The organism is Acidobacteriota bacterium (assembly GCA_030697165.1).
In the GTDB taxonomy this organism is placed as follows: domain Bacteria; phylum Acidobacteriota; class Vicinamibacteria; order Vicinamibacterales; family UBA2999; genus 12-FULL-67-14b.
Genome location: JAUYQQ010000015.1, coordinates 406458 through 427853, shown reverse-complemented (window position 1 = coordinate 427853; position 21396 = coordinate 406458). Strand labels below are relative to the sequence as shown.

At 65.7% G+C, this 21396-nt stretch carries 16 protein-coding genes; 14 read left to right on the top strand and 2 right to left on the bottom strand.

The annotated features are described in order from the left end of the window. Window positions 1–93 precede the first annotated feature (93 nt). Together Q8T13_15515 and Q8T13_15510 are read right to left on the bottom strand one after the other, a co-directional pair. Complete coding sequence (locus Q8T13_15515) at window positions 94–2217, bottom strand: ABC-F family ATP-binding cassette domain-containing protein (GenBank protein ID MDP3719171.1); 2124 nt, start codon at window positions 2215–2217, stop codon at window positions 94–96. A gap of 60 nt (window positions 2218–2277) precedes the next feature. Then, the gene (locus tag Q8T13_15510; GenBank protein ID MDP3719170.1) at window positions 2278–2874 is read right to left on the bottom strand and encodes a response regulator; all 597 of its coding nucleotides are present in this window, start codon (window positions 2872–2874) and stop codon (window positions 2278–2280) included. Window positions 2875–2988: 114 nt separating this feature from the next. Here Q8T13_15510 and Q8T13_15505 point away from each other — a divergent pair, with 114 nt between their 5' ends. The 14 genes from Q8T13_15505 (at window position 2989) to Q8T13_15440 (ending at window position 21396) form a co-directional block, all read left to right on the top strand. Further along, the gene (locus Q8T13_15505) at window positions 2989–3579 is read left to right on the top strand and encodes a sigma-70 family RNA polymerase sigma factor (protein ID MDP3719169.1); all 591 of its coding nucleotides are present in this window, start codon (window positions 2989–2991) and stop codon (window positions 3577–3579) included. Beyond that, a complete protein-coding gene (locus Q8T13_15500; GenBank protein ID MDP3719168.1) occupies window positions 3576–4361 on the top strand; it encodes a zf-HC2 domain-containing protein in 786 nt (261 codons plus the stop codon). The genes Q8T13_15505 and Q8T13_15500 overlap by 4 nt, the downstream gene beginning before the upstream one ends. Window positions 4362–4413: 52 nt before the next feature. After that, window positions 4414–5277: a hypothetical protein gene (locus Q8T13_15495; GenBank protein ID MDP3719167.1), complete on the top strand. Its 864-nt coding sequence runs from the start codon at window positions 4414–4416 to the stop codon at window positions 5275–5277. 76 nt (window positions 5278–5353) lie between these two features. Further along, window positions 5354–5890 carry a hypothetical protein gene (locus Q8T13_15490; GenBank protein MDP3719166.1) on the top strand — a complete coding sequence of 179 codons (537 nt, stop codon included), beginning with the start codon at window positions 5354–5356 and terminating at the stop codon, window positions 5888–5890. Between the two features lie 29 nt (window positions 5891–5919). Beyond that, window positions 5920–7308, top strand: coding sequence for an amino acid permease (locus tag Q8T13_15485; protein ID MDP3719165.1), 1389 nt, complete (start codon window positions 5920–5922; stop codon window positions 7306–7308). A 267-nt stretch (window positions 7309–7575) separates the two neighbouring features. Then, window positions 7576–8112, top strand: a complete 537-nt coding sequence (gene hslV / locus Q8T13_15480) for an ATP-dependent protease subunit HslV (protein ID MDP3719164.1) — start codon at window positions 7576–7578, stop codon at window positions 8110–8112. Beyond that, window positions 8113–9489: an ATP-dependent protease ATPase subunit HslU gene (gene hslU / locus Q8T13_15475; GenBank protein ID MDP3719163.1), complete on the top strand. Its 1377-nt coding sequence runs from the start codon at window positions 8113–8115 to the stop codon at window positions 9487–9489. Between the two features lie 89 nt (window positions 9490–9578). Further along, window positions 9579–10859 (top strand): hypothetical protein, encoded by a 1281-nt coding sequence (locus tag Q8T13_15470; protein MDP3719162.1) that lies wholly within the window; start codon window positions 9579–9581, stop codon window positions 10857–10859. Between the two features lie 38 nt (window positions 10860–10897). Next, window positions 10898–11665 carry a fumarylacetoacetate hydrolase family protein gene (locus tag Q8T13_15465; protein ID MDP3719161.1) on the top strand — a complete coding sequence of 256 codons (768 nt, stop codon included), beginning with the start codon at window positions 10898–10900 and terminating at the stop codon, window positions 11663–11665. A 14-nt stretch (window positions 11666–11679) separates the two neighbouring features. Beyond that, on the top strand, window positions 11680–13221 hold the full coding sequence (locus Q8T13_15460; GenBank protein ID MDP3719160.1) for an acyl-CoA carboxylase subunit beta: 1542 nt from the start codon (window positions 11680–11682) through the stop codon (window positions 13219–13221). 337 nt (window positions 13222–13558) lie between these two features. Continuing rightward, entirely contained in the window at window positions 13559–18277 is a 4719-nt protein-coding gene (locus Q8T13_15455; GenBank protein MDP3719159.1) for an Ig-like domain-containing protein, read from the top strand. Between the two features lie 87 nt (window positions 18278–18364). Beyond that, window positions 18365–19333 carry a glycosyltransferase gene (locus tag Q8T13_15450; protein ID MDP3719158.1) on the top strand — a complete coding sequence of 323 codons (969 nt, stop codon included), beginning with the start codon at window positions 18365–18367 and terminating at the stop codon, window positions 19331–19333. Window positions 19334–19336: 3 nt separating this feature from the next. Beyond that, window positions 19337–20305: an NAD-dependent epimerase/dehydratase family protein gene (locus Q8T13_15445; GenBank protein MDP3719157.1), complete on the top strand. Its 969-nt coding sequence runs from the start codon at window positions 19337–19339 to the stop codon at window positions 20303–20305. Continuing rightward, the gene (locus Q8T13_15440) at window positions 20302–21396 is read left to right on the top strand and encodes a DegT/DnrJ/EryC1/StrS family aminotransferase (GenBank protein ID MDP3719156.1); all 1095 of its coding nucleotides are present in this window, start codon (window positions 20302–20304) and stop codon (window positions 21394–21396) included. The genes Q8T13_15445 and Q8T13_15440 overlap by 4 nt, the downstream gene beginning before the upstream one ends.

Sequence of the window (21396 nt, the reverse complement as noted above, 5' to 3'; positions counted from 1 at the left end):
AACCGGGTGAACGAGGTAACGCTCTAAGTCGTTGCGATTACAGAATTTGGATTATGACCTAGGCAGGACAGATCATACAGAATTGTAATTAGATTACGAATTCTGTAGATCCGCGTATTGCTCAGCTTCGCCCTGAAGCATCTCCCATTGGCTCAGGAGCTCTCCTACTTCCCACATCAACGCCTGGTGCTGGGCGAGCACCGGCTTCGAGGCCTCGTGGTTGCCGTAGAAGTCGGGAGCCGACATGGTGACCTCGACCTCCTTGATCGCCCGTTCGCGCTCCGCGATGCGCGCCTCGAGCTCGGCGACCCGATCCTTGAGCGCCTTGAACGCGCGCTCCCGCTTCTTCTTCTCGACGTTGTCTCTCTTCCGCGCTTCGTAGCTTGGCGCGGAAGGGGCTGGTCGGGCTGGTAGGGCTGGTGAGGTGGGTGAGGAAGAGCTTCGTTTTGCCCCCTGACCCGCCCGACCAGCCTCACCCGCCCTACCCGCCTCCTGACTCTGCGCCTTGCTCCAGAGATATGCCTCGTAGGTTCCGGGGTAGAGCAAGGCGCTTCCGTTGCCGACCTCGACGATCTTCGTGGCGAGCTTTTCGACGAAGTAGCGATCGTGCGACACGAAGATCAGCGTGCCGCCGTAGTCAGCGAGTGCGTCGAGCAGCACTTCCTTGGAATCGATGTCGAGGTGGTTGGTCGGCTCGTCGAGCAGCAGCGTGTTCGATGGCCGCAGCAGCATGCGGGCTACCGCCAGGCGCGTGCGTTCGCCGCCCGACAGCACGCCCGCCTTCTTGTAGACGTCGTCGCCGCTGAACAGGAAGCCGCCGAGGATGTTGCGGATGGCGGGGACCATGTGGTTCGGTGAGCCGTCCGAGAGGGTTTCGTAGACGGTCAGGCCGGGCTCGAGGCGCGTGGCTTCATCTTGCGCGAAGTACTGCATCACGACCTGGTGGCCTTCGTGGCGCTCGCCAGAGTCGGGGGCCTCCTCACCCGACAGCAGGCGCATCAGCGTCGACTTGCCGGCGCCGTTGTGGCCGACCAGGGCGATCCGATCGCCGCGCTCGATGTGCAGGTCCACCTGATCCAGCACGACCTTGTGGCCGTAGGCCTTGCGCACGCCCTTCAACTCCTGCACCATGCGGCCGCTCTTGGCCGAGGCCGGGAACTGGAAGTGGATGCGCTTGCGCTCGGGCGGGACCTCGAGGCGCACGACCTTCTCGAGCATCTTGATGCGGCTCTGCACCTGGGCGGCCTTCGTGGCCTGGTAGCGGAAGCGGTTGATGAACTCCTCGACCCGCTGCACTTCCTCGTCCTGCCGCCGCTTCGCGTCGCGCAGGCGCTCGAGCCGCGCGTCCCGCTCCTCGAGATACTTCGAGTAGTTGCAGTGGTAGTCAGTGATGGTGCGTAGCGACAGGTCGGCGATATGCGTGACCACCGCGTCGAGGAAGTAGCGATCGTGCGAGACCAGGATCACCGACCGCGGGTAGGCGACCAGGTATTCCTCGAGCCAGTTGCGGGCGTCGAGGTCAAGGTGGTTGGTCGGCTCGTCGAGCAGCAGCAGGTCGGGCGCGCTCAATAGCAGCTTGGCCAGCGCCAGCCGCATTTGCCAGCCGCCCGACAGGTGATCGGTCAGCTGCTCCTGCGCCTCGGGTTCAAAGCCCAGTCCGCGCAGCACGGTCGCGACCTTCAACTCGATCTGGTAGCCATCGCCCAGGCGGAACTGATCCTGCACGTCGCTGTAGCGGTGCAACACCGCGTCGTGGTCTTGCGCGCTGAGCGCCGGGTCGCCCAGCCGCGCCTCGAGGGCGTGCATCTCGGCCTTGAGATCGAGCAGCGGCTTCAGGGCGAGGCTGGCTTCGGCGGTAACGGTCCGGCCGCTGTGCGCGAGGCCGTCCTGTGGCAGGTAGCCAATGGTCAGGGCGTTCGGCTTCTGGATGAAACCCAAGTCGGGCTCGTCGAAACCGGCCAGCATCTTGAGGAGCGTCGTCTTGCCGGCCCCGTTCGGGCCGCACAGGCCAACCCGGTCCCGATCGCCGACCTGCCAAGTCACCTGTTCGAGCAGGGTCTTCTCGCCGAACGACTTGGTTACTTCTTGGAGCTGGATCATCTGCGGGTCGCGGCCTTTGGCCGCTCCTGGGGCTCGCGGCTGCGCCGCGTCGTAGGGGTCGGCCTGGGGCCCCACGAACGAAGTGAGCCCGACAAGGCGCGCAGCGCCGAGCCCCACGAGCGCCGGCCTGTCCCGCCGTAGCCTTGGCGAAGGCGGAAGGCGCGAGCCCTCTTATTCTTATTCGCCGAGTGCGCGCGCCGCGGCCGCGAGGACCTGCGGCACCCGGAAGGGCTTGGTCAGGTAGCCGGCCACTCCGAGATTGACCGCCTCGATGGCGCTCGACTCGGTGGAGAAGCCGGTGATGATGATGACTGGGATGTCGGCCTTCAGGCGCTTGGCTTCGCGGATCAGCGTGAGGCCGTCCATGCCGGGCATTTTCAGGTCGGCAATCAGCAGGTCGTAGTTGCCGAGCCGCAGGCGTTCGAGCGCCGCCCGGCCATCGGGCGCGGTATCGACGTCGTATTCGGCCAGCGCCAGCGTCTTGGCGAGCAGTTCCCGGATGCTCGACTCGTCGTCCACGACGAGGACGCGTGATCGGCCGTCCCGGGTCTGGGGCTTGTCCGACATGGCCATCTGGGGCATCCGCTCGCCCCGCGGGCGCTGGGTGTCCAACCAGGCGTCGATGTCACGTTTGCGGAAGCGCCATTGCCGGCCCACCCGTACCGCCGGGATTTTTCCGGCCTTAATCAGCCGGTAAACCGTACGGAGGTTGACCTGGAGGTACTCCAGGACTTCTTCGGTGGTAAGAAAAATCTCGTCGTTTGGAAAGTTCACGCCCACTAAGTGTCTCTGAAATCGTATCTTACCCCATCGGCATCGCTTTGCCGACTTTCGGAGCATCCCCGCCGTCTTAGAGAATAGCAAGAGAAGATTGGCCAAGTCCTTTTGATGGTTGCGACAGACGAGGAGCTCGTTGCCCGGTCCATGGCCGGCGACGCCGATAGCTTCAACCAGCTGGTTTTGCGCTGGGAACGGCCGATCTACGCCCTGGCGTACCGCGTCATCGGCCGGGATGAGGACGCCCGGGACGTCGCCCAGGAAACCTTCCTGCGGGCCTTCCGGGCACTCCCCGGGTTCAAGGGCCAGGCGAAATTCTCGTCCTGGCTGTACAGAATTGCGCTGAACCTGTGCCGGGACTGGATTCGCCGGAAGAAGCGAACGCCCATCGTCGACATGCCCGAGGATGTCGACTTCATCGAGATGGCGGCCGACCAGGGCCCGGTCGAGTCAATTGAGGACCTGGTCGCCCGCAACGAGATGAGCCGGATCGTCGCCGAGGGCATGAAGCTGCTGCCCGATGAGCAGCGCACGGCGATTGTGTTGAAGGAGTATCACGGCCTGACGTTCCAGGAGATTGCCGACTTGCAGGGGTGCCCGTTGAGCACCGTCAAGACGCGGCTCTACCAGGGGCTCAGCGTGTTGCGCAAGCACCTGGAAAGCCGGGGCATGACCAGTTTTGCGAGTGGAAGATCATCATGAGCCTCATGTTTTCGTGTGACGACAAAGCCACGCTCGTGGCCTACCTCTATGACGAGATCGACGCGGACGATCGGCAACGCGTCGACGAACACCTGAAGCAGTGCGCCGCGTGCGCGGCTGAAGTCGGCGCGCTTGCCGGCGTGCGCACCGGATTGACCCAGTGGGCGCCGCCCAATGTCGAACTGGGCTTCACCATTGTCAGAGCCGGAGCTGAACCGGCCGCCGCGCCGCAACCGGCCGCGGCGGTGCCCGGTCCGCCGCCGTGGTGGAACACCGTTCCCGTGTGGGCGCAAGCCGTGGCGGCCATCTTCGTGCTGGCGGTCAGCGCCGCCGTGGCCAACGTGCAGGTGAAATCGGGCCCCGACGGGTTGGCGATCTCGACGGGCTGGATGACGCCGGCCGCCTCGACCATGGCGCCGCCGGAGGCCCCCCTGGCGGCCACCGACGAGCAGTGGAAGCCCGCGCTCACGGCCCTCGAGCAGCAGTTGCGTGAAGAAATTCGCGCCACCCGCGAGACCGGAACGGTGCGCGCGGCGTCGAGATCATCAGACGGCGACGAGCCGACCTTACGGCGCGTGCGCGAGTTGCTCGCGGCGAGCGAGTCCAGGCAGAACCGCGAGTTGGCCTTGCGGGTCACGCAGCTGACGCGCGACATGAACATCCAGCGGCGCGCCGACCTGCTGCGGGTCGAACAGGCCATTGGCCACACCAGCGTCGAAATGGCGAAGCAGCGACAGACCGTGAACTACCTGATCCGGGCGTCGACGACGCCCCAACAGTAAGTTGAAAGTTGAAGAGTTGATAGTTGGTAGTTTTCTTAGAGCATTGAGAGCCATGAAGAAGCAGATGAGAGCGTGGGTGGTGCTGTCGGCGTTGGTCGTGGCGGTGCCCGCCGCGGCGCAAGAGGCCACGACCACGAAGCCCGTGAACATGAGCGACATGCGCCATCACATCTACGTGATGGAAGGCGCGCTGGCCCGGGCCGTCGACTACGGGGCCAAGAACCTGAACCGCGAGATCCTGGCGGTGATGCCGGGAGTCTTCATCCTCGCGGGCGAGGCCCAGGCCCGGGGCGTGTACCTCGACGGGTATGGGGTCTACTTCGACGTGCAGGTGCCGATGATGCGGCAAAGCATGATGTGGAGCCTGCGCACCATGATCGACCAGGACAACGCCGCGGCCGAGCGGGCGATTAACGACATGCGCAAGGTTGGCCCGTCGATTACCGATCCCGCGGCCCGCGCGGTGTTCGAGCGATCGCTGAAGCAGCTTGAAAGCCAGGCGGCGCCGCCGAGTGCCTACGCCCGCTCGGGTAACCAGGCCACTAGTCCCGCCGTCGCGGCCAACGTGGTTCTTCCCGACGGTCCCGGCGGGATCGGCGCCGGGGCGGCGGCGGGGGGCGCGCCTCCCGCCAAGGCGTGGGCGCAGGATCCGAACCGCGCTTACACCGAAGCCGTGACCAAGGCCCTGGTCGACGCGATCATCGACTACAGCACGCCCATGACGCTTGGCCCCGATCAGTGGCTGACGGTGGCCGCGCGCGACAACGAAGGCCGCGATACCCTCGCGCCACAGGATCCGCTCGAAGAAGTGGTGACGATGATTTATCGCATCAGGGGCGCCGACCTGATGGACTACCGGGCCGGCCGAATTAGCCGCGACGAGGCCCGCAAGCGGGTGCAGGTGAGCCAGTTCTGATTCAGAACGCCGGAACAAAACCGGGCCGGTGGTGTCTTAGAATGAATAAGGCGGCGTAGTCAGCCGCGACATTCTTATGGAAACCACCACCCCGCGCGTTCCACTCGTCACCCTCGTCGGCGGCCTGCTCATCTTCGCCGTCCTCATGGCGGGGGGCATCACCCTGTCGTCCTACAGCTGCCGGGCCTCGGTCGATGCCGTCGCTGCGCTCGAACCGGTCGACGTGGTCACCGGCTGGTTCGACGATGGCATTCTCGAGGACGGCAAGAACAAGCTGGTGCCGAGCGTCTCGCTGAAGTTCCGCAACAAGTCGGACAAAGAGCTCAAGTCGATCCAGGTCAACGCGATCTTCCGCCGCGTCGGGGAGCAGGAGATGTGGGGCGAGTACTTCGGGTGGGCGGTTCCGCGCGACCCGGTGCTGGCCGCCGGCGCCGAAACCGCGCCGCTGGTGATGCGCTCGGCGCTTGGCTACACCGGCGATCAGCCGCGCATGCAGATGCTGCAGAACAAGGAGTTCATCGACGCCAAGGTCGAGATCTTCCTGAAGCAGGGCTCGCAGGTCTGGGCCAAGCTCGCCGAGTATCCGATCCAACGCCAACTACTCACGCGCTAGGCAAATATCCTCGCCTATAATCGGCGGCGATGGCGAGCACCGCAGCGACTTCCACTCTTGAACGCCGGCTGGGTCCGTACGACGCAGCGGCGATCATCGTTTCCAACGTCATTGGCGGCGGCATTCTCTTCACCCCACCGTTGATCGCCGCGGGTGTTCCGAACCCCTGGCTGTTCCTCGGCATCTGGGTGGCCGGCGGCGTGCTCGCGTTTTGCGGCGCGTCGGCGTATGCCGAGTTGGCGGCGCTCAGGCCCAGGGCCGGCGGGGAGTATGTCTACTTACGCGCGGCCTACGGTAAGCTGGCCGGCTTCCTGACCGGCTGGGTTTCGTTCGTCGCGGGCTTCGCCGGGGCGATTGCGGCGACCTCTGTCGTGCTGGTCTTTTACCTCGATCGGTTCTTTCCGGGCGCTGCCGATCACACGCCGTTCTTCGTCATCCCCATTCCGTATTTCCCGCTGACGGTGTCCCGTCGCACCCTGGTCGCGATCTCGGCGGTGGTGGCGCTGTCGTACGTGCACTACCGCGGCGTCGGCCCGGGCCGGCTGCTGATGAACTTCCTGGCGGTGCTGAAAGTCGCGGCCTTGCTCATCTTCATTGCCGCCGGCTTCTCGATGGGCGCGGGCTCTGGCGCGAATATGCAGGCGGTGGCCGGACCCGTCACCGGGTCGTCCTGGTTGCTGGCGTTGCTGGCCGTGATGTTCACCTACTCGGGGTGGAATGCCGCGTCGTACATGGCTGAAGAGATTCGCGACCCCGGACGCAACGTGCCGAAGGCGCTGGCGCTCGGCACCGGCGCGGTGATTGTGATCTACCTGGGGCTGAACGCCCTGTACCTGTATGTGATGCCGGTCGGTGAGCTGGCGAAGGTGCAGGGCAGCGTGCTGGACGTGGTCGCCGACAAGATGCTGGGCTCCGCGGCCGGCAACATCATGGGAGCGGTCTCGATCATCAGCCTGCTGGCGAGCGTGAGCGCCAACATCTTTGCGGGCCCGCGCGTGTACTACGCGATGGCGCGCGACGGGGTATTCCTGCCGGCCGCCGCGAAGATTCACCCCACCTTCCGCACCCCATCGACCGCGATTGTCGCGCAGGCGATCTGGGCCAGCATCCTGATCATGTCGGGCTCGGCCGACACGCTGACGACCTATACCGGCTTCGCGGTCACGCTGTTTGCCACCATCGCGGTCGCGGCCGTCTTCGTCCTGCGCTCGCGTGAGCCGAACGCGGAGCGTCCATTCAGTGCGTGGGGCTACCCATTCACGCCGGCGCTGTTCGTGATTGTCGGCACCGCGACCGTGATCAACGGCTTCTATTCCGCCCCGATGACGACACTGGCCGGAGTCGCCGTGATGGCGGCGGGCATCCCACTGTACTTCTACTTCGTGGCGACGAGCCGGAAGCCCGGAGAGATGAAATGAAGACGATTCGCGTGATGGCCATGGCAGCGGCAGTGGTTGCAGTGGCAGCCTCTTCGGTGCGGGCGTAAGCGCCGGCGGTACCGCGGCCACCGCAGACCTTTGCGGCCTTCCTGCAAGGGCAGTACGCGACACAGGGCGGCCCCAGTCAACACGAGAAGTTCGAGAGGTGAGGAGCCGCAACCTGGGGTTCTCCTGATCTCGTGACCTCTTGTGACCGCGTTGGCCCCGGCTACCGTCCGCCGACATCGGGTGTGAGACACTACAGGGATGGATTCGACGTTCCACGCCACGACCATCCTGGCGGTGCGCCGCGAGGGTCGGGCGGTGCTGGCCGGGGACGGGCAGGTCACGCTCGGCAACACCGTCGTAAAGCAGAACGCCCGCAAGATCCGCCGCCTTTACAACGACAGCATCCTGGCCGGTTTCGCCGGTTCGGCCGCCGATTCGTTCGCGCTGTTCGCACGGTTCGAAGCCAAGCTCGAGCAGTACCGCGGCAACCTCGACCGCTCGGCGGTGGAGCTGGCCAAGGACTGGCGCACCGATCGCGCGTTGCGGCGGCTCGAAGCCATGTTGATCGTGCTCGACCGCAAGTCGATGTTCCTGCTGTCGGGCACCGGCGACCTGATCGAGCCCGATGACGGCGTGATCGGCATCGGCTCGGGCGGCGCGTTTGCGCAGGCGGCCGCCCAGGCGCTGGTGCAGAACACCACGCTGACACCCCGCGAGATTGCCGAGCGGGCGATGACCATCGCCTCGCAAATCTGCATCTACACGAACAGTAACCTCACGATCGAAGAACTCTAGATGTCGATACCCTTGCCCGAGCGGTCGTCCACGTTCATCGACTCGCTCACGCCGCGCCAGATCGTCGCCGAACTCGACAAGTACGTGGTCGGGCAGGCCAGGGCCAAGCGGGCGGTCGCGATCGCCTTGCGCAACCGGCTGCGCCGCCAGAAGCTGCCGGCCGAGCTGGCCGAAGACGTGGCGCCGAAGAACATCCTGATGATCGGGCCGACCGGCGTCGGCAAGACCGAGATCGCGCGGCGGCTGGCGCGGCTGGCGCAGTCGCCGTTCATCAAGGTCGAGGCCTCGAAGTTCACCGAGGTCGGCTACGTCGGCCGCGATGTCGAGTCGATGGTTCGCGACCTGGTCGAACTCGCCGTCAACATGGTGCGCGAGGAGCGAATCGAGGAAGTGCGGGTCAAGGCGGAGCTGAACACCGAGGAGCGGCTGCTCGACCTGCTGTTGCCGCCGCGCCCGGCCGCGCCCGATGAAGATCCCGGCCGTATTCGCGACGAGATGCACGGTACCCGGCAGCGCATGCGCGAACAACTGCGCGAGGGCAAGCTCGACGAACGCATGGTCGAGATCGATGTCCAGGAGAAGTCGTTCCCGTCGATCGAGCTAATCAGCGGCTCGTCGATGGAAGAGGTCGGCGTCAACCTGCGCGACATGATGCCGGGATTGTTCCAGGGCCGCTCGAAGCGCCGCCGGGTGACCGTTGCCGAAGCGCGCGAGCGGCTGAGCGGCGAGGAACAGCAGAAGCTGATCGACATGGAGGCCGTGTCGGCCGCCGCCGTCGAGCGGGTCGAGCAGGCCGGCATCATCTTCGTCGACGAAATCGACAAGATCGCCGGCCGCGAGGGCAGTCACGGCCCCGAGGTCAGCCGCGAGGGCGTGCAGCGCGACATCCTGCCGATTGTCGAGGGCACGACCGTCAACACCAAGCACGGCATGGTTCGCACCGACCACATCCTGTTCATCGCCGCCGGCGCGTTCCACGTTTCGAAGCCGTCGGACCTGATTCCCGAACTGCAGGGCCGATTCCCTATTCGAGTGGAGCTCGAGGCGCTCGGCCAGGCCGAGTTCGTGCGCATTCTGACCGAGCCGAAGAGCGCCCTGATCAAGCAGTACATCGCGCTGATGGCGACCGAAGGCGTCGAGCTCACGTTCACCGACGACGGGGTGGCTACCATCGCGGAGTTTGCCACCATCGTCAACGAGCGCACCGAAAACATTGGCGCCCGGCGCCTGCACACCGTGATGGAGCGGCTGCTCGACGAAGTGTCGTTCGACGCGCCGACGCTCGAGGACAAGTCGGTTACCATTGATGCGGCCTACGTGCGACGCATGCTGGCCGACATTGTCAAGAACGAAGACCTGTCCCGCTATATTTTGTGACCCCTTCGACTCGCGTCGGCGCGGTGCCACCGCGCCGACTCTCGCTCAGGGCAAGCCATCCAACTCGCGCGGCAGTATTCGTGCTGGTCGTGGCGGTCGCTGCCTGCGGCAAGAAGGGGCCGCCGCTGGCGCCGTTCGTGCGCGTGCCGGCGACGGTCGACACCGTGACCGCGCAGCGGATTGGCGACGACGTGTACGTGTCGTTCCCGGTGCCGAAGGCCAACGTCGATGGCCAGCAGCCGGCCGATATCGGGTCGCTCGAGGTCTACGCCATTACGGCGGCCAGTCCTCCGGAGACCGACGAACAGCGCGAACTGGCCACGCTGGTCGCGACGGTGCCGGTGCAACCCATCCTCCCCGAATTGCCGCCGCCGGCGGCTGGCGTCGAGGTGCCACCGGTTCCCGTGCTGCCAGGCGTTGACCGGGCAGTGCCGGCCGTGGTCAGGGAAACCCTGACGGCCGAACAACGTATCGCGATTGAACTGCCGCCAAACCCCGCCACCCTGGCGCGGGTCGCGTCTCCCGATCAGGAGCCGTTGCCCGGGCCGCTGGTCGCGCCTTCGCCGACGGAGTTGCCGCGCCGGTACTACTTCGTGATTGGCGTCAGCGCCCGTGGCCGCAAGGCGCCGGCCTCGGTGCCCGTCGCCGTTCCGCTTGAGCCAGCCAGTTCCGCGCCCGGGGCCCCGCAAATCGCCGTGACCGAATCGGCCATGACCATCACGTGGGCGCCCTCCCCAGATGCGCGCTCGGCCGCGTTCGGGGAGCCGCCGCCGCCCGCCAATGTGACGCCGCCGGTGCCGGTCGTGCCGCCGCTGCCCGCCAAGTCGCTGGGGTTCCAGTCCGAAGCGACGACCTACCACCTCTTCGAGGTGCCCTCCACTGCGGCCGCCGAGAATCCGTTCGCGATTCCTTTGCCCACGCCGTTGACGCCGCAGCCGCTGGCGGTGACTGAGCACGCGATCCAGGGCGTGACCTTCGGCGTCGAACGCTGCTTCGTCGTGCGGCCGGTGGACCGCATTGCGGGCGCGGTGGTGACAGGCCCGGCCTCGCCGCGAACGTGCGTGACACCGGCCGACACGTTCCCGCCGGCCGCGCCGCGGTCGCTCGCCGCGATTGCCGGCGAAGGTGTGATCAGCCTGATCTGGGAAGCGAACACCGAAGCCGACCTCGCCGGCTACCTGGTCTTGCGTGGCGACGCGCCCGGTGACACACTTCGGGCCATTACCCCGGAGCCGGTGACCGCGACGACCTATCGCGACACCACGGCCCGCACCGGCGCGCGCTATGTCTACGTCGTGGTCGCGGTCGATCGCGCCACTCCGCAAAACGTCAGCCCGCAGTCGAACCGGGTCGAAGAGACCGCGCGATAGGGAATCAGGGATCAGGGATCAGGGATCAGGGATCAGGGATGGATCGCATTTATCGAGTGAAGCAGGGGATGGGCGGGCGCTACGCCGTTGAACGCGGTGGCAACTTGTTCTGGTTGCGGGGCGACGTGTTCGGCACCTACGAGCCCGGGGAAGAAATTGCGCCGGGGACCGCCTTGAAGTTCATGGCGCCGGTGCAGCCATCGATCGTCGTGTGCATCGGCCTGAACTACAAGGACCACGCCGCGGAAATGAACAAGAAGTTGCCCGAGGAGCCGCTGGTGTTCCTGAAACCCGCGTCCACGGTGATTGGCCCGGACGAGCCCATCCGGCTGCCGATGTGGGCCGGCCGCATCGAGCACGAGGCCGAAATGGCGGTGGTGATCGGCAAGCGCGCCTCGCAGGTCAAGGCCGCCGACGCCATGGACTACATTCTCGGCGTCACCTGCCTGTGCGACGTGACCGCGCGCGAACTCCAGGTCAAGGACGTGCAGTACTCGCGCGCCAAGGGATTTGACACCTTCGCGCCGATCGGGCCGTGCATCGCGGTCGGCCTCGACCCCTCGGCGCTCGACATCGAGGGCTGGGTGAACGGCGAGAAACGCCATCATTCGAACACGCGTGAGTTGATCTTCCCGGTGCCGTACCTGGTCGAGCACGTGTCGCGCTTCATGACGCTGCAGCCGGGTGATGTGATCACCACCGGTACGCCGTCCGGCGTCGGGCCGCTCGTGCCCGGCGACCGCATGATGGTCAAGCTCGCAGGCGTGGGCTCGCTCAGCAACCCATGCGTGGAGGCAACCCTTTAGGGGTGCCTGTGTCGATGAACCCCATCGAGCGTCTTCGAGAACGCGAGCGGCTTGCGGAACTGGGCGGCGGCGAGGCGCGGCTGCAGAAACACCACGAGCAAGGCAAGCTCACTGCACGCGAGCGCATGACGCGGCTGTTCGACCCCGGCACCTTCGAGGAGGTCGACAAGCTGGTCACGCACCGCTGCCAGGATTTCGGCATGGCCGAGCAGATCGTGCCGGGTGATGGCGTGGTCACCGGTCACGGCCGCATCCACGGCCGCGTCGCCTACGCCTTCGCGCAGGACTTCACCGTGTTCGGCGGGTCGCTGTCGGAAACCAACGCCGCCAAGATTTGCAAGGTGATGGACATGGCGGTGCGCAATGGCGCCCCGGTCATCGGGCTCAACGATTCAGGCGGCGCTCGTATCCAGGAGGGCGTCGTTTCGCTCGGCGGCTACTCGGACATTTTCCTGCGCAACACCCTGGCGTCGGGCGTGGTGCCGCAGATCTCGGCGATCATGGGTCCCTGCGCCGGCGGCGCGGTCTACTCGCCGGCCATCACCGACTTCATCGTGATGGTCAAGCAGACCAGCTACATGTTCGTCACCGGCCCCGACGTGATCAAGACGGTCACGCACGAGGACGTCACCAAGGAAGACCTTGGCGGCGCGATGACGCACAACGAAAAGAGCGGCGTCGCCCACTTCGCCGTCGAAGACGACGCCGAGTGCCTGGCGGTGATCCGCGAGCTGCTGTCGTTCATGCCCGGCAACAACCTCGACGACCCGCCGCGCCGGCAGAGCGACGATCCCGGCGATCGCGAGGACGCCGCCCTCGACACGCTGGTGCCGGCGTCACCAAACCAGCCGTACGACATGCTCGACCTCATCCACACGATTGCGGATGACGGGTACTTCCTCGAGGTGCACCAGCACTACGCGCGTAACCTGCTCGTGGGCTTTGCCCGGCTCGGCGGCCGGCCCGTGGGCATCGTCGCCAACCAGCCGGCCTACCTCGCCGGCACGCTCGATATCAACGCGTCGGTGAAGGGCGCGCGCTTCGTCCGCTTCTGCGACGCCTTCAACATCCCACTGGTTACCTTCGAGGACGTGCCCGGGTTCCTGCCTGGCACGGTGCAGGAGTACGGCGGCATTATTCGCCACGGCGCCAAGCTGCTCTATGCGTTTGCCGAGGCGACGGTGCCGAAGATCACGGTGATCACGCGGAAGGCCTACGGCGGCGCCTACTGTGTGATGTCGAGCAAGCACATCCGCACCGACTTCAACTACGCGTGGCCGAGCGCCGAAATTGCCGTGATGGGTGCCGAAGGCGCGGTCAACATTCTCTACAAGCGCGAGATTGACAAGGCGGCCGACCCGGCCGCCATGCGGGCGCAGAAGATCGCCGAGTTCCGCGAGCGCTTTGCCAGCCCCTACGTCGCCGCCGAACGCGGTTATATCGACGAAGTGATCCTGCCGAGGATGACGCGGGCCAAACTGGTACAGGCGCTGGCGACGCTCGACCACAAGCGCGACAAGAATCCGCCAAAGAAGCACGGCAACATTCCGCTTTAGTGATATTCAAGAACCAACCACTGTATGGTTCGCATACAGGGTGTAAGTGTTTGTATTTCTGTAGTTTAGCTCTCAGTCTTAGCGCATACGCGCCACGGTTGTCTAATTTTGTGACACATGTGCCTCCCCGCTATCGGTTCAAATCTCCTTTTCCCTTGACGATTTAGCGAGAGTTCAGCAATACTTTGCATGACTCTATATGACAATTTGGCCTAGAAGAACACATGGGCTACGCGATGGCCTCCTCAGAGCTGTTTCTCTGGGTCAGGCGATGAGTCATGAAAGTACGCCGATGAAAACCCCATCACGGTATCTATCGAGCCGATTCGGGAGGAGCTTGGCAGGCGCCTCCGTGGTCGCGATGCTGGTCGCCGTTATCGTGGCCGCTCAAGCCGGCACCTTCCAGGAGAAGTACGAAGGCGAACTGTACGGTGTGCGTCGCGAGTCCCAATTGCCTGGGTTCCTGGGCGGCGTCGCGTATGCCAATGGGACCCTCTATGCCGCCCAGGCCGACTTGGGCAACTTGATCGCGTACGCCGATGACTCGTCGCCCGGCTGCACCGTGACGCTGCTCAACTCCGAAGGACTGGTGCCAAATCAGCTGGCTGTCGTTGACCTCGAGGTGGTCGACGTTGATGAAGTCACGGGCACCACGACGGTGACGAAGCAAGCACTCCTGGTGTCGGATTCGAGTGTCAACCGGGTGATGGCGTTCGACATTCCCGCCTGTGACACGCTGGGCACCCCTGTCGATGCGGGCCATCTCTTCACGATGCTCCTCGACTGGCCCGAAAATCCCACACCGCCCGAGCTCACGGAAGGTCAGATCGCGGTCATCAACGGGATGTCCATGGCGCCCGGTTCGAAATTCCGTCTGACGACCGACGATACCGCCGACCCAACCCTGAGCGTCGTGGGAACGTTTGCCGCCGCTTGGGCGGTTGGGTTTGGCCAGCAGTATCCGGGCGCCCTCCTCGCGTACCGGAATCAGGATTTCGAGTTCGATTCGAGCACGGGGTACTTCACCGAATCGGCGCCGTTCCGCCAGTTGACGAACAATGGTCGGACGAGGGAAGCCTTTGGCGTCGCATTCGATGCCGGGACGCCCGTGTCCGGGTCGCGCCTGTTCCTGGTTGACACCTTTGAGTTCAACATCACCGCGTACGGACCGGATTTGGAGCCGACTTCGCTGTTCACGTTTGGCGACTCGGCCGGCGGCGAGACCGAAAGATTCACGGAGCCGTTCGGCATCGCATTCCAACCTGACGGCGGCGATCCGGCTGGCGGCCGGCTGTTCGTGGCCGACGCGCTGAACAACCGCGTGGTGGCCTATCGCCTGCGTGCGGACGAGAGCACCCTTGATCCGTTGTTTTCGATTGCGCTACCGGAATCAGAATCTGGTGGGCTGAAAGGCCAGCCGTACGGCGTCGCGGTCGAGCCGTCATCCGGGAAACTTGCCGTTTCGGATGACGCCTCGAACGAAGATGGTACGGTCACCCTCTACCGCGCCTGGGTCCTGCAGACGCGCAACCTGGTTGCTTACAATCTCGAGGTGCTGGACGCCAGCGGCGTGGTGGTGCCGGGCGTTTGCGCTGGCGATCCTTACCAGCTTCGGTTCAGCTTGACGGTGCCGGCGACCCGCCCGCCTGTCGAGGGTGCGACACCGTCATTGACGGTCGGCGGTCAGGTGATTACGGGTCCCAACACGGGGCCGGTCGATCTCGAGGAACTCGAGACCTATGCTTATACCTACTCGCTGACAGCACCGACGACCCCGGGCAATGTGTCCGTCCTGGCCACCGCCACGGCGCCGCAGACGACCGACGTACAGCCGATTCAGACAGTAGTCGAGATCGCGGACTGTTCGGCTCCGCCGCCGGTCATCACGGCAACGCCGAGTGACGAGCCACAGGTATCGGGCGTGACGACGATGCTGCAGGTGGGCCCGAACGACTACCAGTTCGACGTCTACCTGGATGCGGCCGTATCAGAGGGTGATGCCGGCGGAATCCAGCAGATTGAGTACGAGATTGTCGGTACCAATGAGACCGGCAATGACCTTCTGGCGGTGCTCAACACGGGCGACCCGTTGCCCCCGACGCAACGCGCGGTCGTGACCTTACGCCAACCGGGCGTCACGACGATCTACTACCGGACCCAGAGCGAGGCCGGGGTCTGGTCTGCCCGCGACGAGGCCCTGCCCAAACGGTGGACCGGGCGCATCACGATCGAATTGGTGGGCTTCGCGAACCGTCAAAACACCGAGGGCGACGTCCTGGTCCCGTTCTTCCTCCCAGGTCAGCCCGGCTTCACCTACACCGTGACGGATCTGCCTGACGGCGCCATGGTCGATCCGACCGACCCCACGGGCCGGAAGATTATCGGGACGCTGTCGTTTGAGTCCGAGGGAAGCCATCAGGTCCGCGTTACTGAATCGGATTCTACGAGCTCCAGTTCGTGGACGTTCACCTGGCGCGTTAACAACTTCAACCGGCCGCCGACGGCGATGCCTGATGCGTTTACGATCAGCGAGGACACCAAACTCACGGTCGCAGCCCTCGGCGGCGTCCTGGCCAACGACGCGGACGCGGACGGGGACACGCTGACGGCGACCATGGATTGGGCGCCTTCGCACGGCACGCTCCTGCTCAACGCGGACGGCTCGTTTGACTACACGCCTCACGCCGATTTTAACGGCACCGACACCTTCACTTACTGGGCGAATGACGGTTCGGTGTCCGGCCTCCAGGCCACCGTGACGATTACCGTGACCGCGGTGAACGATCCCCCGAGCTTCACCCTCGGCGCGCCTCCGACCGTGATCGAGGACGCCCCGTTGCAAACCCTGGCGGGTTGGGCCACGGGCATCAGCCCCGGTCCTGCCGACGAGTCGGGGCAGACGGTGACCTTCCTCGTCTCGAACGACAACCCCGCCTTGTTCGCCGTGGCGCCGGCCATTACGGCCAACGGCACGCTGACGTATCAGCCGGCCGCCAACACCTCCGGTACGGCGCTGGTGACGGTACGGGCCCAAGACGATGGCGGCGGCACCACCAACACCAGTACCGCCAAGACGTTCACCATTACGGTGGACGGCGTGAACGATGCCCCGAGCTTTACCAAGGGGCCGGATCAGACGGTGGCCGAAGATGCCGCCGCGCAGAACGTCGCCAATTGGGCGACGGCGATCAGCGCAGGAGCGGGCGAGACGCAGACGGTGTCGTTCGTCGTGTCGAACGATAACAGCACCTTGTTCACGGCCGGAGGCCAACCCCAGGTATCCGCGACCGGCACGTTGAGCTACACCCCGTCACCCAACGCGAACGGCTCAGCAACCGTGACCGTCAGTGCTCAGGACAACGGTGGTACGGCCAATGGCGGCGTCGACACGAGCACGCCCCAGACGTTCACCATCACCGTCACGCCGGTCAACGACCCGCCCAGCTTCACGCGCGGGAACGCACCCACCGTGCTCGAGGATTCCGGGGCGCAGACCTTTGTCGGGTGGGCCACGGCGATCACGGCCGGCCCGGTGGATGAGTCGGCGCAGGTCGTCGCCTTCACGGTGACGAACACGAACACCGCGTTGTTTGTCGCGCAGCCGGCGTTGGCCGCTGACGGCACCTTGACCTTCCAACCTGCCCCCGACGCCTTCGGCACCGCCTCCGTCACGGTTCTGCTCGCAGACGACGGCGGCACGCTCAACGGTGGCAGCAATACCAGTGCGCCACAGACCTTCACGATCACGGTGACCGGCGTGAACGACGTCCCGAGCTTCACCGGTGGCGCGGCCCAGACGGTTGATGAAGATTCCGGAGCCCAGAGCATGAGCTGGGCGACCGCGATCAGTCCGGGACCTGGCGAGTCGTCGCAGACTGTTACGTTCCAGCTGGTCAACCCGAACCCCTCGCTGTTCTCGGTTCAGCCGGCGATCTCCGCCAGCGGCACGTTGACCTATACGCCGGCCGCCAACGCCTTCGGCACCGCGACCATTACCGTGCTGCTGAAGGACAACGGCGGGGTTGCCGATGGCGGCGTGGACACCAGCGAGCCACAAACCTTGACCATCACCGTCACCGCCGTGAACGACGCGCCGGTGGCGGTCAACGACGCCTTCAGCATCGGTCAGGACGGGACGCTGACGGTGGCCGCGCCCGGCGTGCTGGCCGGCGACAGCGATGTCGACCACGCGACATTGACGGCCAGCCTTCTGACCGGACCGAACCACGGCACGCTGTTGCTCAATCCGGACGGCTCGTTCGTCTACACGCCGGACCCTGGCTACTACGGCAGCGACTCGTTCACTTACCGGGCGCACGATACCCTCATCTCGAGTAACTCGGCGACAGTGACGATCACGGTGGTCCCGAGCAACTTGCCCCCGGTGTGTTCAGCGACGGTTTCGCCTGCCCTGTTGCAGTGGCCGCCGAACCACCGGAAGGTCTACGTGACGCTGTCGGGCATTACCGATCCCGACGGCCAACCGCTGACCATTCGCTTTACCTCGATTTGGCAGGACGAGCCAACGGATGGCCTCGGCCAGGGCAACACCATGCAGGATGGCGGCATCGAGTCTAATGGCGCCACGGCATGGGTCCGCGCGGAACGCAGTGGCCTCGGCGATGGTCGCGTCTACTTGATTGACTACACCGCGAGCGACGGAGCACTGTCGTGCTCGGGGCAGGTTAGCGTCGGCGTGCCTCACGATCAACGCGGCACGCCGCCGGTCCTCAGCCCCGGCCGCTGGAACTCGCTGGACGGTCAGCCGGTGTTACCACCGCCCGCCCCGGTCGCCGCTAACGATGCGGCGACTGTGGCCACGCGCCAGAGCGTGACCATCGCGGTGCTGTCGAACGATGTCGCCAACGGCTCGCCGCTCACGGTGACACTCGTCAGCAAGCCCGCCAAGGGCACCGGCACCGCGACGGTGAACGCCGACGGCACGATTACCTACAAGGCGTCGAAGTCGACCGGCACCATGAGCTTCACCTACCGCATCACTGATATTTACGGCGGCACGGCGACGGCCACGGTCACGATTACGGTCACGGGTTAGCCGCCGACTGGCGCGCATGCTCTGGGACCCCGCCCGCCTTGCGCGGGTGGGGTCGATTCGGTACACTCGCTCGACTACCGACCCATCATGGTTCCCGACACCACGGTTGTAGTCTGCACGCGCGATCGTCCGGCCCAACTCGAGGCGTGCCTCGCTGCGCTCGCGGCCCAAGCCTACCCCCGTTTTGAGATCCTGGTCGTCGATAACGGCGCCACCGGCCGCGTCGCCGACATCTGCCGGCAGCGGGGCGTCGCCTGCATTCGCGAACCTCTTCCCGGCCTCACCCGCGCGCGGAATCTCGGCGCGCGAGCCGCGCGCACCGAACTGGTGGCTTACATCGATGACGATGCCGTCGCCGAACCGCGGTGGCTCGAATCACTCGCACGGGAATTCGCCGATGCGCGCGTCGCCGCCGTAGTAGGCCGGACCCGCTACATGAAGGCATGGGGAGACCAGCCGATGAGCGAAGACGAGGCGCCGGGCGAACCGGGGCCGCGGCCGCGCCAGGCCTTCGACCGGGGCGCCGCCGGCTGGTTTGCGCTCGCGTGCTTCGGCCAGATCGGTGACGGCAACACCATGGCCTTCCGGCGTCACCGGTTGATCGATGCGGTTCGGTTCGACGAGCGCCTGGGACGCGGGCGCCTGATCGAGAGCGGCGACGAACACGTCGCCTTCATGTCGTTGATTTCAGACGGCTACCGGGTGATTCACGCGCCCGACGCTGTTGTGCGTCATCCCATGCCGGCCGAGCCCGAACGGCGCCATGCCAAACGCGCCCGGGACCTCCGGGCTTCGGTGGCGTACATGCTGTTTCTCTGGCTCCAGTTCCCAGGACATCGTGGCGACATCATTCGTTTTCTCGGGGAGGCAATGCGGAAACGGGTTCTAAGGACCCGGGTACCGGCGCCGGCGGCGACCGGGCTGACCACTGCTCAGGCCATCGTGGCGGCATGGGATGGCCTTCGCGTCTATCTCGAGGCCCGCCAGGAGTGGACGCGGCCCGGCGCCACGCCGAGGGCCGTCACGGCCACGCCCCGCGTTGTGACGCTCCGTTAGGCCATGGCGACCCCGCGCATGAACGCCAGTGTGCCGGCACCGACATTCTGGACCGGCAAGCGCGTGCTGGTGACCGGCGGCGGCGGATTCATCGGCCATGCCGTGGTGGCCGCTTTGCGCGGCGAGGGCGTCACGGGGGGGGACCTCGTCGTGCCGCGATCCTCGACCCACGACCTGCGCGATCCCGACCGGTGCCGTGCCGCCGTGGCCGGCTGCGATGTGGTCATCCACCTGGCCGCGCCGACCGGCAGCATCGCGTTCAGCCGGTCGCATCCGGCGTCGCAGTATCACGACTGCATGCTGATCAACCTGAACCTGCTGGCGGCCGCCCGCGCGGCCGGCGTCGAGCGGGTGATTGCGCTCGGCAACCTGTTGGCCTATCCGGCCGATGCGGACGTGCCATACCGCGAAGAGAAGGTGCATGTCGGACCGGTTCCGCCCGCGTATCTGGGCATCGGCCAGTCGAAGCGGGACTTGATCAACCTGGCGGAGATGTACCGTGCCGAGTACGGATTTCACGTGGTCAACGTGCTGGGGGCCAACGCGTACGGCCCGCACGACCATTTCGACGGGGTGCAGGCGCACGTGATTCCGGCCACGATTGTGAAGTGTTTTCGCGACGAAGACCTCGTAGTGTGGGGTGATGGCTCGCCGACCCGGGACTTTCTCTTCGTCGACGATCTGGCCCGTGGCCTTCTGCAGGCAGGAGCGGAGCTGGAGCCGGCGGGGCTTGTGAACATCGCCTCCGGCACGGAAGTGTCCATTCGCGAGCTGGTCACGCTGATCGCCACGCTGAGCGGATTTCGCAGGCGGGTGGTGTTCGACGCCTCCCGCCCAGGCGGCGACCAGCGCCGCGTCGCCTCGACCACGCGCGCCGATGCGCTGCTCGGCTTCTCGCCGCTGGTGTCGCTGGACGAAGGTCTGCGCCGCACGATTGACTGGTACCAGAACACTCGCACGGTGATCGCGTGACGGCCTTCATTCCGCAAATGGAGCCGGTGGTGACTGCTGCGGACGCCCAGGCGGTGGACCGCTATCTTCGCTCGGGCGGCTGGCTCACCGAATTCCGAGAGACCCGCACGTTCGAGCGCATGATCTGTGATTACACCGGGGCGCGCTACTGCCTTGCGGCCCCAAGCGGGACGCTGGCCCTGTTCCTGGCGCTCAAAGGGATGGGGATTGGCCCCGGCGATGAGGTTATCGTTCCCGATCTGACGATGGCGGCAAGTGCCACGGCCGTGATCCTGGCCGGGGCCACGGTGGTCTTTGCCGACGTCGACAGCCAGACGCTGTGCCTGGACCTCGCCGACGCCGAGCGGCGCATCTCGTCCCGCACCAAGGCCCTGATGTTCGTGAGCCTGAATGGAAGGGCGCCCGGCGCCCTCCCCGGTTTCGTCGATCGGTGCCGCGACCGTGGCATTGCCGTCATTGAAGACGCCGCCCAGTCGCTCGGGTCTTGGATCGGCGGCCGGCACCTTGGCACCCTCGGTGCGTGCGGGTGCCTGTCGTTCAGCTCGCAGAAGCTGGTGACGACCGGCCAGGGCGGCGCCGTCATCACTAGCGACGAGGCGGTCTACCAGCGGATGAATCAACTCCGGGACTTCGGCCGGCTCGAAGGGGGCAGCGACCACTACCTGAGCGTCGGCTGGAACCTGAAGTTCACCGACCTGCAGGCCGTCGTCGGCGTGGCTCAGATGGGGCGGCTGCCCGCGCTCATCGCACGCAAGAAGGAGATCTTCGCGCAATATCGCGAGCGGCTGGCGGGCCTGGATGGCCTCGAGGTGCCGCACACCGACCTTTCCAGTGTGACGCCGTGGTTTGTCGATGTGCTGGTCGACGGGGACCTGAAGCCGGCGCTAATGGCTCACTTGCACGCCAATGGTGTGGGCAGCCGGCTGGTGTATCCGCCGCTTCATGCCGAGCCGGCGTTTGCGAGCGCGGGCTCGTATCCAGTGGCGACCGACCTGTCACGACGCGGTTTGTGGCTGCCGTCATCGCTGCGGCTCGAAGACGGCCAGATCGCCTCGATCTGCGGGTTGATCCGCGGCTTCCTGGGGCGCTGA

What these genes read in the sequence shown, in the direction of transcription:
- Q8T13_15505 (MDP3719169.1), top strand. Translation starts at nt 2,989, where the DNA reads ATGGTTGCGACAGACGAGGAGCTCGTTGCCCGGTCCATGGCCGGCGAC.
- Q8T13_15500 (MDP3719168.1), top strand. Translation starts at nt 3,576, where the DNA reads ATGAGCCTCATGTTTTCGTGTGACGACAAAGCCACGCTCGTGGCCTAC.
- Q8T13_15495 (MDP3719167.1), top strand. Translation starts at nt 4,414, where the DNA reads ATGAAGAAGCAGATGAGAGCGTGGGTGGTGCTGTCGGCGTTGGTCGTG.
- Q8T13_15490 (MDP3719166.1), top strand. Translation starts at nt 5,354, where the DNA reads ATGGAAACCACCACCCCGCGCGTTCCACTCGTCACCCTCGTCGGCGGC.
- Q8T13_15485 (MDP3719165.1), top strand. Translation starts at nt 5,920, where the DNA reads ATGGCGAGCACCGCAGCGACTTCCACTCTTGAACGCCGGCTGGGTCCG.
- hslV (MDP3719164.1), top strand. Translation starts at nt 7,576, where the DNA reads ATGGATTCGACGTTCCACGCCACGACCATCCTGGCGGTGCGCCGCGAG.
- hslU (MDP3719163.1), top strand. Translation starts at nt 8,113, where the DNA reads ATGTCGATACCCTTGCCCGAGCGGTCGTCCACGTTCATCGACTCGCTC.
- Q8T13_15465 (MDP3719161.1), top strand. Translation starts at nt 10,898, where the DNA reads ATGGATCGCATTTATCGAGTGAAGCAGGGGATGGGCGGGCGCTACGCC.
- Q8T13_15460 (MDP3719160.1), top strand. Translation starts at nt 11,680, where the DNA reads ATGAACCCCATCGAGCGTCTTCGAGAACGCGAGCGGCTTGCGGAACTG.
- Q8T13_15450 (MDP3719158.1), top strand. Translation starts at nt 18,365, where the DNA reads ATGGTTCCCGACACCACGGTTGTAGTCTGCACGCGCGATCGTCCGGCC.
- Q8T13_15445 (MDP3719157.1), top strand. Translation starts at nt 19,337, where the DNA reads ATGGCGACCCCGCGCATGAACGCCAGTGTGCCGGCACCGACATTCTGG.